The sequence below is a fragment of the Flavisolibacter nicotianae genome, assembly GCF_003628535.1.
GTDB lineage: Bacteria > Bacteroidota > Bacteroidia > Chitinophagales > Chitinophagaceae > Flavisolibacter > Flavisolibacter nicotianae.
On record NZ_RBCI01000005.1, the window covers coordinates 180,408 to 194,925 of the forward strand.

The following is a 14,518-nucleotide window of genomic DNA, read 5'->3' on the forward strand; positions in this document are numbered from 1 at the left end:
GCCAACGGTCCGGATTAGATAAGGATAGAAAACAAAGGTGACTTTGAAAACTATCCGTTACAGTATGGCAGGTTTGGAAAACAACCTGCCATATTCTTTTTCCGGAGAACTGTTCCTTTAAAAAGATTGGTTTGATACCCGTATCGGCGGCAAAAACGAGTGTTGTGGCAATAAGGAGTAGGATATTATTTGTAATTATTTCCAATTGTCCCGCTGGATGGCTATCCGGCTACCAGGTCCTTGTGGGACAAGGAAAGGTTTATTTGGCGGATGGGAACGAGATGCTTACGGTGGTTCCTTTGTCCAGTTCACTTTCAATTTGAACGGATCCCTTTAACAGGGTCAGGTACTGTTTTACGATGTTTAATCCGAGACCGGTTCCCTGGATATTCTGCGCATTTCTGCCCCTGAAAAAGGTTTGAAAAAGATGATCCTGGTCGGCTTTGCTGATACCGATGCCCTGGTCCTGCACGACAATGCGTACACTGTTATTCTTGTGGCTTGCTTTCACGACGATCTGCTTGTTTTCGCCCGAAAATTTAAGTGCGTTGTTCAACAGGTTGAGGAGGATGTTGCGTACAATTTGTTTGTCGGATGTGATTAGGTTAGGGCCGGTAAAGGAAACGAGAATTTGCTGGCCACTCTTTTTGATCAATTCCAGCTCTTCCACGACGCCGGAAAGGAGGACGTGAAGATCAAAGGATTTCAGGTTAACGCCGGTCTTGCCTTCTTCCAGTTTACCAAGGGTCAGGAAATCTTCCAGCAGGTCGTTGAGGTGCTGTATCGCTTCTTTGATCTTGCCGGTGTGTTTCAGCCGGTAGGCGTGCTGTTCCGTCGTTGTGTATCGTTCCAACAAGTAAATGGACGAAAGGATAGTGCTCAACGGTGTGCGGAATTCGTGTGAAGCCATCGAGACAAAGCGGCTTTTCATGTCATTGAGATGATGTTCCTTTTCCAACGCGTCTTTCAGGATGGTTTCCGATGTTTTCAGCTTCACGAGACTGTCCGACAGGTTTCTGCGCAGTTGGCTTTCTTCCGAAATATCTATCGCCCATCCCCCCACATAAACAACGTTGTTTGTTTCAATTGGAAATTTGATCACCTGGTAAATACGTTCCGCACCGTCTGGCGTGATGGCATTTTCAATGGTTTTATACGGCTGTTTTAATTTGTAAACAATGGTCGCGTTTTCCCTGATGGAAGCTGCCATCGGTTGCGGAAATACCTCGCCCAATGGTTGCTCAATGGCCGCTTGTGTCAGATGAAAGGTTCGGCTGCAGGCCGGGTTCAGGTATTTGATCAATCCATTTTTATCCATGATCCACGAGAGGATGGGGCTGTTTTCCATAAAGGTTTCAAACAGGCCCTGCTTCCTGTAGGGTAGTCCAGCGGCGGGGTCCACGGCTTTCTGTTTGTCTTGTTTGTTTGCCCTGTTGAAAAGAAAGATATAGCCGGGTTTATCACCTGCCGTGTTTCGGATGGCCGAGGCCGACACCTGTAGCGGAAGGAACCCGGAATCTTTTGTTTTAAACTGTATGGTTGCTTTCCACTGGTCGCCGTGGAGAAAGGTTTTTCGGAGGCTTGTTCTTGCTTCGGCTGGCCAAAGAAATTTGAGCAGAGAACGTGGTTTTTTACCGAGGATCATTGCCGCAGGATACCCCAGCGTTCGTTCGGCTGCATCGTTCCAATAACGAACAACATACGCTGCATCTGTTGCGATCACCGGCTGGTCCAGGGTATCGAACAGCGAATGAAGATAAACGGTTTCGTTTCCGAATGTAGTTGTCGCGTCGACCATGGGTGCAAAGACGGTTTTTTTTGCCCACAATACAACTGAGTTTCGTGCCCGGTTTATTTGACTTTGATCACCTCTGTCTTTCGTTCAAGGATGTTTTGCAAAGAGGGGTGCGAAAAGCGATTTTGGATTCAATTTCTCGCTGCCGCTGTAAATATGTCCTTCTGATTTTCATCATCTCCATTTTTGATCATTGTCATCTTTCACGGGTGGCAAATCGGTAGTTTTGGTATGCTCTGTTTTATCCAGAAAGTACCCGTCAAACAAGCAATTGCCGTCCTTTTCGGAGATTCTTATTCAGACAACCATGCATATGAAAAAAATTCTTGTCATTGAGGATAATAAAGACATTCTGGAAAACACGACCGAAATCCTGGAACTTTCCCACTACCATGTTTTCGCCGCCGCCAACGGAAAAGAAGGAATTGAAAAAGCGCTTGCCAGCAAACCCGATCTTATTCTGTGCGATATTATGATGCCCGAACTGGATGGCTACGGTGTATTGCACATGGTGCAGCACAATCCCGAACTGCAAAATACACCCTTTATTTTTCTAACGGCTAAAACAGAGAGGGAAGAAATCAGGCGGGGCATGTCACTTGGCGCCGACGACTATATAACTAAGCCTTTCGATCCTACGGACTTGCTGAATGCCATTGAGGGAAGGCTGAAAAAGGCGGAGACAATCCGCCAACAGTTCCAAAGCGTCGGGGAAGACGTCGGTGCTAAAGCCTCGAAAGCGCCAGGCGAAAAAGTGTTGCAGGGCCTTCTGGAAGGGAGGGATGTTGACCTGTTCAAAAAAAAGCAGCGCATCTACAATGAAGGCAATCATCCGATCCGGCTTTATTACCTGAAAAAAGGAAAGGTGAAAATTTACAAGACGAACGAGGACGGCAAAGAATTCATCCTGCACATTGTGAACAGCGGTGAGTTTTTCGGCTATATCGCTTTGCTCGAAAATACCGTGTACCGGGAAAACGCCGAGGTGCTGGAAGAGTCGGAGGTGATCGCCATACTGAAAAGCGAGTTTGAAGAGTTGATCCATTCGAATAATGAGGTTTCCCGTCGGTTTATCAAAATACTGGCAAGTGATGTAGCCGAACGGGAAGAACAGTTGATTCGCATTGCGTACAATTCGTTGCGGAAAAAAGTGGCGGATGCCCTCGTATCTGTTTGCCGTAAATCGCTGGATCCGCACAACAATTGCCTGATCTCGCTCAGCCGCGAAAATCTTGCTGCCGTTGCCGGAACAGCAACAGAGTCTCTCATTCGGACGCTGGCGGATTTTAAAGCGGAAAAATTAATCGATGTGATAGAGGGAAAAATAAAGGTCCTGTACATGGAAAAATTGGAACACCTGGCCAATTAGGGCTGACGCAAACCGTTTACCAGCTTTGCTATTCTGCTGATGAAGATCAATCTCTTTCCTAGCGATTGTCATTGCTCTCCGCTTCGGGATCGAGTAGCTTGAAAGCAAATTCTGGGATATGAAAAAAGTACTCTTTGTTGTTGACGGAAACAACTTTTCCAACAGCGCTTTTGAATTTGTTCGCAGGCTAAATGAGATTCAGCCAGTCCTTGCAACCGGAGTCTTTGTTCCCCAGCTGGATTACGCAAATTTGTGGAGCTATGCTGCCGCAGCCGGTTCCGGCGCCGTTTATGTACCATTGCTGGAGGAGGAGGAAAATGAAGAAGTGGCAAAAAATATTCAGCTCTTCGAGGAACGTTGCCGCCACAACAATATCCGTTACCGCGTACACAAGGATTTTTATGAATTTGCCCTCCCCGAATTAAAAAAAGAGTCACGCTTTGCCGATGTGATGGTGCTCAGCGGCGAATTGTTTTACAAGCAGATCGTCGGCGCTAACCAATACGATTATATGCAAACGGCCTTGCACGAGTCGGAATGCCCGGCGTTGATCGTGCCGGAAAAAATGGAGTTTCCCAACAACAATATCCTTGCCTACGACGGTAGCTGCGAATCGGTTTATGCCATCAAGCAGTTTGCTTATCTCTTCCCTGAACTCGCTGCCAACAAGACACTCCTCGTTTACGTGGAAGGGAACGAGGGCGCTGATTTTCCTTCACGGGAATCGATCGTCGAACTGGCCACACAGCATTTTCCCGACCTGACGTTTTACAAAATGGATGCGAACCCGAAAAAATACTTTACCTCCTGGATTTCCGATCAGAAAAATTCAATGCTGGTCAGCGGGTCCTTTGGTCGCTCAACCTTATCGCAGGCATTCAGGAAAAGCTTTGTGGCTGACATAATCAAGAATCACCAGGTACCGGTATTCATTGCCCACCGTTAGGATTTACAGAACGTTTTTGATGGATAGGAAATTATTTCGCAGCAGTTGTCAGTGCCGCATCGGAGGTTTGCTTTTTTCTCTCCTTCTTTTTCTATCGTGCTTCGGACAGCAGGTAAGTACACAGGAGCTGGAAAAATACAGATCCTGGCCACGCTATGCTTTGCTGGTGCGCTTTTATACCGCTAGCAACCGGCAATTGGCTTGGCTTGGAAAACCTGCGTTGCAAAACAGTTTGCGCCAAATACTGCAAACTGCTTCCGCACTGGGACTGGATGAAACGGATTATCAGCCAGCCTTTTTTCAAACAGGCACTGATCACAGGCCGCTGAAAACCCGCACCGACTCTGTTGAAACAGACCTGCGGTTTACAGATGCGGCGCTTCATTTTTTTTCAGATGTAAAAAATGGTAACCGTCCACCTGCTTTTCGGTACGACGGATTGCGCTATGCGCCTGGAACGGAAAAGCTGGCGGAAGAACTTGGATTAGCCGTTGCAAACGCCAGCCTGTCAAACTTCATGGCATCCATCCAGCCAGTGCAACCTGCTTACACCAACGCACTCATGCAACTGGCAACGTTTCAGCAGGCGGCTGCAGCAGATGGCTTCAACGATGCCAAAGTGATTTCTACAAAAGTCGACAGCACCAATCGCTCCTTGTTACGGCGATTGGTACAACTCGGCATCACGGAAAATGGTATGTCGTCGGCAACGAAAATGGAAGTAAGTCAGAACTTAAAGCTTGCCCAGCGCCAGTTCGATCTCCAGGAAGACGGCAAGATCGGGAGTGCTACGCTTGCTGCCTTGAATGTGCCGCTTAGGCAGCGGATACAAGCGCTCCGGATTTTTATCAACACCTTGCGGTGGCTGGATCAACTGGAAAAAAGCGGGCCTGTGTTGGTGCTCAACCTGGCTGCAACGCGTTTTTTCCTGTATGAAAACGGAAAAATCCTGTTTGAATCAAAGGTCATTGCAGGAAAGAAGTCTACGCCGTCGCCGACGCTGACAAGCACAATCACAGAAGTGATCCTTTATCCGTATTGGATGGTGCCGTCGAAAATTGCAACAAAAGAAATGCTGCCGCGGATAAGGCGGAATATCGGTTACCTTGAAGAAGGCAACTACCAGGTTTTAAACAGGAGCGGACATGCGGTGAATCCCTATTCCATCAACTGGTGGGCATTGAGCCGCGGTTATTTTCCATACGTCATTCGCCAATCGACGGGTTGTGATAATGCGTTGGGCATTGTAAAATTCAACTTCTCCAACCCGTTTACGGTCTACCTGCATGATACCCCAACGAAAACACTTTTTTCTTCCGACAGGCGGTATTACAGCCACGGTTGTATGCGGATAGAAAAACCCATTGAACTGGCCCGCTACCTCCTGGGCTTTAACCGCATCGCGATTGATACCTTAACGGCAAAAGGTTGCCTGGAGCACCAGTCGCCTCTGCCCGTGCCTGTGCAGAAACGACTGCCGCTCGTGGTTCTTTACAGCACGGTATGGTATACGGCCAATGGTGATCTCCGTTTTTACGAAGATGTGTATGGTAAGTTAAACGACCGGTTAACGGCGGAAGCATTGGTGGGAAACAACCAGTTCGCCGTCGGTTGGTAAATGGTCAGCGTTAAACATGATTTTACACCTTTTAAAAATTAGCCATGGCAAACGAAAATCTGGTCGAACGTCTTTCATCTGATTTGGGACAGGCCGCAACGGTCCGAAACGTATTTGGCGAGCCCATTCAAGCCGGCGACAAAACCATTATTCCAGTTGCGAAAATCGCCTACGGTTTCGGCGGCGGTCACGGGCATGGCCCGGGGAAAAGGCGTGGTGTCGAACTGCAGGATACAGGCGACCAACCAGAAGGTGCTGGCGGTGGTGGTGGCCTGCACGCTTGTGCAAAAGGTGTTTTTGAAATTACGCCAGCGGGTACCCGTTTTATTCCTGCAGGTTCGTTTAGAAGTTTGTTAGCAGGAATGATCATTGGTATGCTGGTCCGTCATTTCGTTTTTCCGCGAATGCGCTGATTACTTCTTTTATCCCGGGAAGGTCGGGGCATAAACAAAAGATTCGAAACGGCCTGATTTTTCCAGCACATCGATTCGGAAAACAACGCCGTCAATCTCGTTTTCATCACCGGGATGAAAAGGCCAGTTTGCTCCCAGGTGTGATTTAACACTGGAGACGAAGGGAAGGTACCGGTTCGAGAGCAGTTGCAAAGCGTTGTGTCGTTCCACAATCTCTGTTACCTCCACATACACGCCTTGTACAATCACACTTCGCCAGTTGCCGTTCCCCATGTCATCTGTTTGAAAACACACACGTGGATTTTTACGCATCATGGCCGTTTTCTTTCCCTGGAGTGTGTAGCTGTAAAGGCCTTTGTCATCGTACACAAAGTTGATGGGAATAACATAGGTTTCACCATCTGCGTGGCAGCCAAGACGGCCAATGATGTTTTTTCGTAAAACGTCCTCGATCTGGTCGGCAGGTAGAATTTTTAACATGACGCGGTTATTGAGTTGAAAATAGTCTCTTCAACCAGCTTGTGGCTATGACTGGCGATAGTTTCCTCTATGATAACCGTCACGTTCCTGTTTGCCTGATAAACGTTAAACGCGAAATCAGATCGCGTCAAGAAATTGTGTTTCCAGATTGGCCTACCCGGCATTTGCAACCCTCCAAACGAAACGCACCTTTTTGACCGGAAACTGCTCTTCTGAAAGTGATTAAAAACAAGTTCTTTTCTAACGGCAGTCATGGTCCGCACCTGGAAAAGAGAGTAGTTTTAAGGTAGCAGTAAAAAAAGACAACCATGCTACAGTCTATTCTTTCGGCGAATTCCCTGCTTTGCCGGTATGCTGCCTGGCTTACGGTACTGGTGCTTGTTGTTCTTGCTGCAACAGCATTCAGGAATCTTCTTGTTGCCATCTTACTGAAGGTTTATGAAATTCTCGTTCAAAAAAATGCAATGCCATGAAAATCGTGATTTATGAAACAACGACTGTAAACGATATTCAGCAACGCTTCAGCACGGCTTACCCATTCCTTTCAATCCGGTTTTGCAATACGCCACACGGTATCGGCGAAGAATCACGAAAAACAAATTGGTACAAAGGCGAAATGCGCCTGCGGGATTTAACAACGAAATCGTTGGACAATGCCGTGTCGATCGAGCCTTCCGTTACGACAGGTGCCGTGGAGCAGGCCTTTGAAACGGCTTTCGGCCTGCATGCCCAAATTTTCCGGAAAGAAGGAGAGCGGTGGGTTCAGACAGCAGGCACCGATGCCCTGACTCTCGACGAACAAAATGAAATCGGCCGGGTAGCGGCAGAGGAACAACAAGGTGCAGGCTGGGGCGACAGGGCCAAGCGGTTGTGACCACGAATGATGAATCGCCGCCCGGTTCCTGCCTGCGAAACAGATTGACAAATCATGCGGTCATGAATACCAGCGAGAATACAAAAGCTTTTTTTACCGAAACCGGGGCAATTTCCTCGTTTGCCGCCCGGTTTTTCAAGCAGGTTTACAAGCCCCGGTTCGAACTCAATGAATTTATCCGGCAGTGCTATGTCATCGGTTACCAGTCGCTGCCGCTGATTGGGCTGACTGGTTTTATCATGGGTCTTGTTCTGACTATCCAGTTGCGGCCTTCGCTTACGGAATATGGTGTGGAGGCACAACTTCCGTCCATGATTTCCGTTGCCGTGTTTCGGGAACTGGGACCTGTTATCACAGCGCTGATTTTTGCCGGGAAAATCGGGAGCAGCATCGGTGCCGAACTCGGATCGATGCGGGTGACGGAACAAATCGACGCCATGGAGGTCTCCGGCACAAACCCGTTCAAATACCTGGTGGTGACGCGGGTGCTTGCCACAACATTGATGCTGCCGATACTGGTTTTACTGGCCGACGCCATTGCCTTGTATGGTTCTTACCTGGGAGTGAATATCCGTGGCAATACCAGTTTCTCGCTTTTTTATACACAGGTGACCGGTATTCTTGAATTTGGTGACGTCTTGCCCGCTTTCATCAAAACCTTTTTTTTCGGCTTTGCCATTGGGGTGATCGGTTGCTACAAGGGGTATCATTCCCGTAAAGGAACCGAAGGTGTGGGCCGGTCAGCCAACATGGCTGTTGTGATTTCTTCGGTTACGGTATTTGTGATCGATCTGGTGGCCGTGCAGGTCACCGATATTTTAAATCTGAACTGATGTTACCGGAACCCATTCCCGTCGTTAAAGCAAAAGCAACGGCAGAGCCGGTGATCGCCATTCACGAACTGGCCAAGTCGTTTGGCGACAATCAGGTGCTGGCTCATTTCGATCTCGTTTTAAACCAGGGTGAAAACCTCGTTGTTTTGGGTAAATCGGGTTCGGGAAAATCTGTTTTGATCAAGTGTATCATCCGTCTCCTCGAACCGGACAGCGGAAGCATACAGGTATTGGGGGAAAACATCGTCGACCTGAATGAAGAAGCCCTCGATCGCCTCCGGGTAAAGATCGGGTTCTTGTTCCAGGGAAATGCCCTCTATGATTCAATGACCGTGCGGCAGAATCTTGAATTCCCGCTGCGACGCCACTGGATGAATGTTAGCCAGGGCGAGGTCGATGGCCTTGTGATGGAGGCCCTGGATAATGTTGGATTGGAAGAGACGCTGGACATGATGCCCGAAGAATTATCGGGCGGAATGCGCAAACGAATTGCGCTGGCAAGAACACTGATTCTCAAACCGGATATTATCCTTTATGATGAACCGACAACCGGCCTCGATCCAATTACGGGGAAAGAGATCAGTGAACTGATGATTGAAGTTCAACACAAGTACAAAACGTCTTCGCTCATTATTTCACACGACATGAAATGCATCCGGCGAACGGCAGACCGGATCATCGTATTGCTCGACGGCCGCTGTTATGCAGAGGGCACATATGCTGAACTCGAACGTTCATCCGACCCGCAGGTTAAAAATTTTTTTGAATAAAATGGCAAACAAGAAAGTCGATACCACAAAGCTCGGTGTGTTTATGATTGCAGGCGTTGGATTCCTGGTGATGCTGCTATACGTGATTGGTAAAAACCAAAACCTGTTCGGAAAAACCTTTGCATTTCGGGCTCAATTCGAAAATGTTCACGGCCTGATGCCGGGGAACAACGTTCGTTTTGCGGGCATCGATGCCGGCAGTGTAAAAACGGTGGAGGTCCTGGACGACACGATTATCGAAGTGACGCTGCTGGTGAAAACCAAGATGAAAAAATTTATTCACCGTAACGCAAAAATCAGTATCGCAACGGATGGATTGATCGGTAACATGGTCGTCAATATCGAGCCGTCCAAACTTCCGGCTCCAGAAGTGGAAGAAGGCGATGTGTTACAGGGCGTAAAAGGGCTTAATACAGATGAAATGCTGAAAGTGCTTAACCAGACAAACAACGATATTGCTTCGATCGCCACGGAGATCAAACATACGGTCATGCGCATCAATAAAAGCAAGGCTCTGTGGGAAGTACTGGAAGACGAATCGCTGCCTGCCAACGTCCGGCAATCGCTTCAACGGCTAAAGGCGGCAACTGTTTCCATTAACCATATTTTAGCCGATGTGTCGGTCGTGGTGAACGATGTGCGGGATGGCAAAGGAACCATCGGTAAACTGGTACGTGATTCGTCGATCGCACTCGCCGCAACGGAAGCGGTAGATAAAATAAAAAACATCGGGGTGGCCGCTGATTCGCTTTCATCCCGGATCAACGGATTTGTGGCAGGTATTACCTCTGATGTCAACGAGGGCAAAGGAACCATTCATACGTTATTGAAAGATGAAACGATGGCGCAACAACTGCGCAATGGCGTCGGCGATATCGAGCACGATGCCCGTGCGTTGAAAGAAGTCATGGAAGCTTTAAAGCAAAGCTTTCTTTTCCGCGGGTATTTCCGCAGGCAGGAAAAGCAAAAACGGGAACGGTCCGGGAAAGGCGGGAAATATTAGGCAGGTACCTGCATTCCCTGCGGATTGGTCATAGACGATGCCTTTGTCGATCAGTTGACAAAATCGTTATTTCTTTTTGGCTTTTAATAGCACACCACTACATTTTGGTAAGTCAAATGCAGTGTACATGGCGCCAGCTTTTTCGGCGATATTTTCCATTCAACACAATGTTGAAATCCTGTTTTCACACGTGATAAATGTCACTCTTTTTCCTTCTTGAAATTGTCAATTTTACGCCATAAAATGCTGGAGTATGAAAATTGAACAAATCTATACAGGTTGCCTGGCACAAGGCGCTTATTATATCGAAAGCAACGGCGAAGCTGTGGTGATTGATCCATTACGGGAGGTGCAACCCTATCTTGAAAAGGCAGCCCGCAACGGTGCGAAAATCCGTTACATATTTGAAACGCATTTTCATGCTGACTTTGTTTCCGGTCACCTGGACCTTGCACGGCAAACGGGAGCTACGATTGTGTACGGACCGACAGCAAAACCGGCCTTCGAAGCCCATATAGCAGCCGATGGTGAAGAAATCAAACTCGGAGCGGTTTCGTTTCAGGTGCTTCACACACCGGGGCATACAATGGAAAGTGCGTGCTATCTTTTGCGGGACGAAAAAGGAAAGGACATTGCACTTTTCAGCGGCGATACCTTATTCATTGGAGACGTGGGGCGACCAGACCTGGCCCAAAAGGTTATCGCAGACCTGACGCCGGAAATCCTTGCCGGTCATCTTTATGATTCACTTCGAAACAAGATCATGCCGCTGGCCGACGACATTATCGTTTATCCGGCACACGGCGCCGGAAGCGCCTGTGGAAAAAAGATGAGCAAGGAAACAACGGACACCTTGGGTCACCAGAAAAAGACCAATTATGCGCTACGCACCGGGATGGGGAAAGAGGCGTTTATCAGGGAAGTGCTGACCGGTCTGACTGCGCCGCCACAATATTTCCCGTTGAACGTCTTGTTGAATATCCAGGGCTACGATAGCATCAATGCGGTGGTAAAGCGTGGTACTCAGCCGTTGAGCGTTGAAGCTTTTGAAACAGCCGCGAACGAAACAGGTGCAATGGTTCTTGATACAAGAGAGGCGCAACAATTTGCCAAAGGATTCATTCCAAATTCGATTAACATTGGCGTTGATGGCAATTTTGCACCCTGGGTGGGTACACTGGTATCCGACATCAAACAACCTATTCTGCTTGTAGCCGACGAAGGTCGTGCAGAAGAAATTGTCACCCGCCTGGCAAGGGTGGGGTACGACAATGCCATCGGTTTTTTAAAAGGAGGTTTCAATGCCTGGAAGGCTGCCGGAAAAGAGGTCGATCAAATTGAATCGATTACCGCCGAAGAACTGGCTGGCCGTATGGAAAAATCTCCTTTGCAGATCCTTGACGTGCGGCGTAAGAGCGAATACGACAGTGAACATCTTGTGGAAGCCGACAATGCGCCGTTGGATTACATCAACGAAAGCATGCTGAAAGTAAAGAAGAACGGGCAGGTGTATGTTCATTGTGCCGGAGGTTACCGCTCCATGATTTTTGCTTCGATCTTGCGGGCCAGGGGCTACCGGAACATCATCGATATCAAAGGCGGATTTAAGGCGTTGAAAGAGTTAGGCCGTTTTCATACAACAGCTTTCGTTCCGTCTGCTACAGAATTGTAGGCAGCCGGTTTTCATTCTTAAAAAATTGACATGGGATTTTTCCAAAATATCTTCAAAAATACATCCGGTGATCTGCGGCAATTGATCGATCAGGGCGCCGTCATTATTGATGTTCGCACACCAGCGGAATACAACAGTGGCCACATCAAAACGTCGAAGAATTTTCCGTTGAACGAATTAAAGCAAAAAGTGGACGAACTGAGAAGCTACCAAAAACCTCTCATCATTGTTTGTCAAAGCGGGATGCGTAGCGGAACGGCAAAATCATTTTTGGAAGGCAGGGGCCTGCAGGCGATCAATGGCGGTTCGTGGTCGGCGCTGAACAATATCGTTTAGTAGGTTCGCCTGTAAGCAGGATTGAAACGCGCAGCGGGAACCTGCAACCAGATTTTGTTTAAAAATTTGTTTTGGTTGTGACATTGGTCACTATTATTTGCAAAGGCTTGGAGTAGCTTCGATAAAAAGCCAATTTTATGCAACACCACCAAATTGTCATCGTTGGAGGCGGCAATGCAGGTATTTCGGTTGCTGCCCAACTTCTCCGCCGCAACAAACACCTGGACATCGCGATAATCGACCCCGCCAGTGAGCACTATTACCAGCCCGCTTGGACCCTGGTTGGTGCCGGTGCTTTTGATATTTATAAAACTGTCCGGAACGAAGCCAGTGTCATTCCGAAAGGAGCCAGTTGGATCCAGCAACGGGTTGAAAGTTTCGATCCTGCAAACAATGCGGTCATCCTAAAAGATAAAACCACTGTCCGTTACGATACTCTCGTGGTGGCTCCGGGTATTCAACTCAACTGGGACGATGTGAAGGGGCTGAAAGAGTCGTTGGGGAAGAATGGAGTCTGCTCCAATTATAGTTTTCAAACTGCGCCCTATACCTTTGAATGCATTAAACATTTGAAAAGCGGTAAGGCGATTTTCCACAACCCGCACACACCGGTGAAATGCGGCGGGGCGCCACACAAGATCATGTACCTGGCGGCCGATTATTTCCGCCGGCATGGTTTGCTCGATACCATCAAAATCGAATACTGGAGCGGCGGGACGAAGTTATTCGGTGTTCCAAAGTATGAAAAGACCCTTTTAAAAGTGGTGGAAAAAGACCACATTGATCTTCATTTTTTTGTAAAGCTCACAGAGATTGATGGCGAAAATAAAAAGGCCAGGTTTGTTGGATTCGGTGAGGAGAATAAGGGTGAAGAATATGTTGTGGATTTTGATATGATCCATGTAACACCGCCGCAAAGTGCGCCTGATTTTATCCGTCAAAGTGTGCTTGCCAACGAAGCCGGCTGGGTTGATGTGGACAAATACACCTTGCAACATACCCGCTATGCAAACATTTTCTCGCTCGGTGATGCGTCCAGTCTGCCGACGTCAAAAACGGGTGCGGCAATTCGTAAACAGGCACCGGTTCTTGTCAAAAACCTGTTGGCATTTATGGAGGGAAAACCACTGGAAGCATCTTACAATGGCTATACATCCTGCCCGGTCGTAACCGGTTATGGTAAGCTGGTATTGGCCGAATTTGATTACAGCAACAAACCGGTGGAAACCTTTCCTTTCGATCAAAGCAAAGAGCGATGGAGCATGTACCAGTTGAAGCGCCGGGTACTTCCCTGGTTGTATTGGCACAAGATCCTGCCGGGAAAAATGTAACGTTCATTTTTTTATTAAGTTATTTAGCGTCGCTAGCGAGCTTGCACAGTTGCAGGCTCGTTTTTTATTGATGCCATTGACCCATATCGAAAGCGGGTACATTTTAACGCTTTTAACAAGCAGCGTCCATTCAACAACACCGTCGAATACGTATTTTTAGTCGTCGGCAGGTGAATTGCGTTTACCATTCGGTGGTTTATGTACAGCCGATTGATTATGAAACAGGGGCCGTGACCAAAATTTGAAATAGAATAAGAAATGAAAATGCAATTAATTGACGGGCTGATTTTTGATCTTGACGGGACTTTGTGGGACGCGTCCAGCGCCTGTAGCCAGGCATGGAATGCAGCGTTCCGCCAGTTAGGCCACGAGTCATGCCGGTTTGATGAACCAACGATTCGTTCTTTTTCTGGCATGCGAATCGAATCGATTTTTAATCACCATCTTTCTTTTCTGACTGCTGAAGCGCAGCATGAACTGCTTGCACTATATAAAATAAAGGAAATGGAATTCCTGCATCAATACGGTGGTCGCTTATATCCGCAGGTCAAAGAGATCCTCCCGGTTCTGAAAAAGCATTACCCACTTTTTATCGTAAGCAATTGCCTGTCCGGGTACATCGAAAATTTTGTTTCCTTTTCCGGTTTGGAGGCCCTGTTTACAGATTTTGAATCGTCTGGAAATTCGGGCCTGCCGAAGGCTGAGAATATCCGCCTGGTCAGAGAACGCAACGGGTTGCAACATCCTGTTTATATCGGTGACACAAAATGGGACCAGGATGCAGCCCAAAAAGCAGGTGTGACGTTTGTTTATGCTGCTTATGGTTTTGGCGACGTAAAAAGCAGCGAATGGCAACTCTCCGGTTTCGACGACTTACTAAATCTGCTGCCGGGGATTGCGCCGGCACGGCCGGTTGTGTAAGCAATTTTGGACGAGGAGAAGCCATGCCTGCATTCTTGTTGTTTCGACTCAATATTCTGGGAGGACAAAGGATTTGATGCGCCTATTTCACTTTCATTCTGCTTCTGCGGGATTTTTTTATAGGTTTAATCGGCAGATCGTTTTGGTTTGCAAACAT

General features: G+C 47.8%; 14 protein-coding genes. 12 read left to right on the forward strand and 2 right to left on the reverse strand.

Going from position 1 to position 14,518, the window contains the following annotated elements:
- Positions 1–259: 259 nt before the first annotated feature.
- On the reverse strand, positions 260–1,798 hold the full coding sequence (locus D6024_RS15505) for a sensor histidine kinase (protein ID WP_162944792.1): 1,539 nt from the start codon (positions 1,796–1,798) through the stop codon (positions 260–262).
- Positions 1,799–2,108: 310 nt separating this feature from the next.
- Between D6024_RS15505 and D6024_RS15510 the strand changes: the two genes are divergently transcribed.
- The 4 genes from D6024_RS15510 to D6024_RS15525 all read left to right on the forward strand — a co-directional run bounded on the left by D6024_RS15510 (position 2,109) and on the right by D6024_RS15525 (position 6,141).
- A complete protein-coding gene (locus D6024_RS15510; RefSeq protein WP_121355688.1) occupies positions 2,109–3,164 on the forward strand; it encodes a response regulator in 1,056 nt (351 codons plus the stop codon).
- Positions 3,165–3,282: 118 nt separating this feature from the next.
- Positions 3,283–4,110 (forward strand): hypothetical protein, encoded by an 828-nt coding sequence (locus tag D6024_RS15515; RefSeq protein WP_121355556.1) that lies wholly within the window; start codon positions 3,283–3,285, stop codon positions 4,108–4,110.
- 19 nt (positions 4,111–4,129) lie between these two features.
- Positions 4,130–5,728 carry a L,D-transpeptidase family protein gene (locus tag D6024_RS15520; RefSeq protein WP_121355557.1) on the forward strand — a complete coding sequence of 533 codons (1,599 nt, stop codon included), beginning with the start codon at positions 4,130–4,132 and terminating at the stop codon, positions 5,726–5,728.
- Between the two features lie 44 nt (positions 5,729–5,772).
- Complete coding sequence (locus tag D6024_RS15525; protein ID WP_121355558.1) at positions 5,773–6,141, forward strand: GerW family sporulation protein; 369 nt, start codon at positions 5,773–5,775, stop codon at positions 6,139–6,141.
- Positions 6,142–6,150: 9 nt separating this feature from the next.
- Here the strand turns inward: D6024_RS15525 and D6024_RS15530 are convergent, their stop codons facing one another.
- Positions 6,151–6,621: a pyridoxamine 5'-phosphate oxidase family protein gene (locus tag D6024_RS15530; RefSeq protein ID WP_121355559.1), complete on the reverse strand. Its 471-nt coding sequence runs from the start codon at positions 6,619–6,621 to the stop codon at positions 6,151–6,153.
- Between the two features lie 469 nt (positions 6,622–7,090).
- Here D6024_RS15530 and D6024_RS15540 point away from each other — a divergent pair, with 469 nt between their 5' ends.
- The 8 genes from D6024_RS15540 (at position 7,091) to D6024_RS15575 (ending at position 14,361) form a co-directional block, all read left to right on the forward strand.
- Positions 7,091–7,495, forward strand: a complete 405-nt coding sequence (locus D6024_RS15540) for a hypothetical protein (RefSeq protein WP_121355561.1) — start codon at positions 7,091–7,093, stop codon at positions 7,493–7,495.
- Positions 7,496–7,557: 62 nt separating this feature from the next.
- Positions 7,558–8,328: an MlaE family ABC transporter permease gene (locus tag D6024_RS15545; RefSeq protein ID WP_121355562.1), complete on the forward strand. Its 771-nt coding sequence runs from the start codon at positions 7,558–7,560 to the stop codon at positions 8,326–8,328.
- A complete protein-coding gene (locus tag D6024_RS15550; protein WP_121355563.1) occupies positions 8,328–9,098 on the forward strand; it encodes an ABC transporter ATP-binding protein in 771 nt (256 codons plus the stop codon). The genes D6024_RS15545 and D6024_RS15550 overlap by 1 nt, the downstream gene beginning before the upstream one ends.
- Before the next feature lies 1 nt (position 9,099).
- Positions 9,100–10,101, forward strand: coding sequence for an MlaD family protein (locus D6024_RS15555; RefSeq protein WP_162944794.1), 1,002 nt, complete (start codon positions 9,100–9,102; stop codon positions 10,099–10,101).
- 253 nt (positions 10,102–10,354) lie between these two features.
- Positions 10,355–11,773 carry an MBL fold metallo-hydrolase gene (locus D6024_RS15560; protein ID WP_121355565.1) on the forward strand — a complete coding sequence of 473 codons (1,419 nt, stop codon included), beginning with the start codon at positions 10,355–10,357 and terminating at the stop codon, positions 11,771–11,773.
- Between the two features lie 30 nt (positions 11,774–11,803).
- Positions 11,804–12,109 (forward strand): rhodanese-like domain-containing protein, encoded by a 306-nt coding sequence (locus tag D6024_RS15565; RefSeq protein WP_121355566.1) that lies wholly within the window; start codon positions 11,804–11,806, stop codon positions 12,107–12,109.
- A 137-nt stretch (positions 12,110–12,246) separates the two neighbouring features.
- Complete coding sequence (locus D6024_RS15570; RefSeq protein WP_121355567.1) at positions 12,247–13,440, forward strand: NAD(P)/FAD-dependent oxidoreductase; 1,194 nt, start codon at positions 12,247–12,249, stop codon at positions 13,438–13,440.
- 258 nt (positions 13,441–13,698) lie between these two features.
- A complete protein-coding gene (locus D6024_RS15575) occupies positions 13,699–14,361 on the forward strand; it encodes an HAD family hydrolase (RefSeq protein WP_121355568.1) in 663 nt (220 codons plus the stop codon).
- The last annotated feature ends 157 nt before the right edge of the window (positions 14,362–14,518 follow it).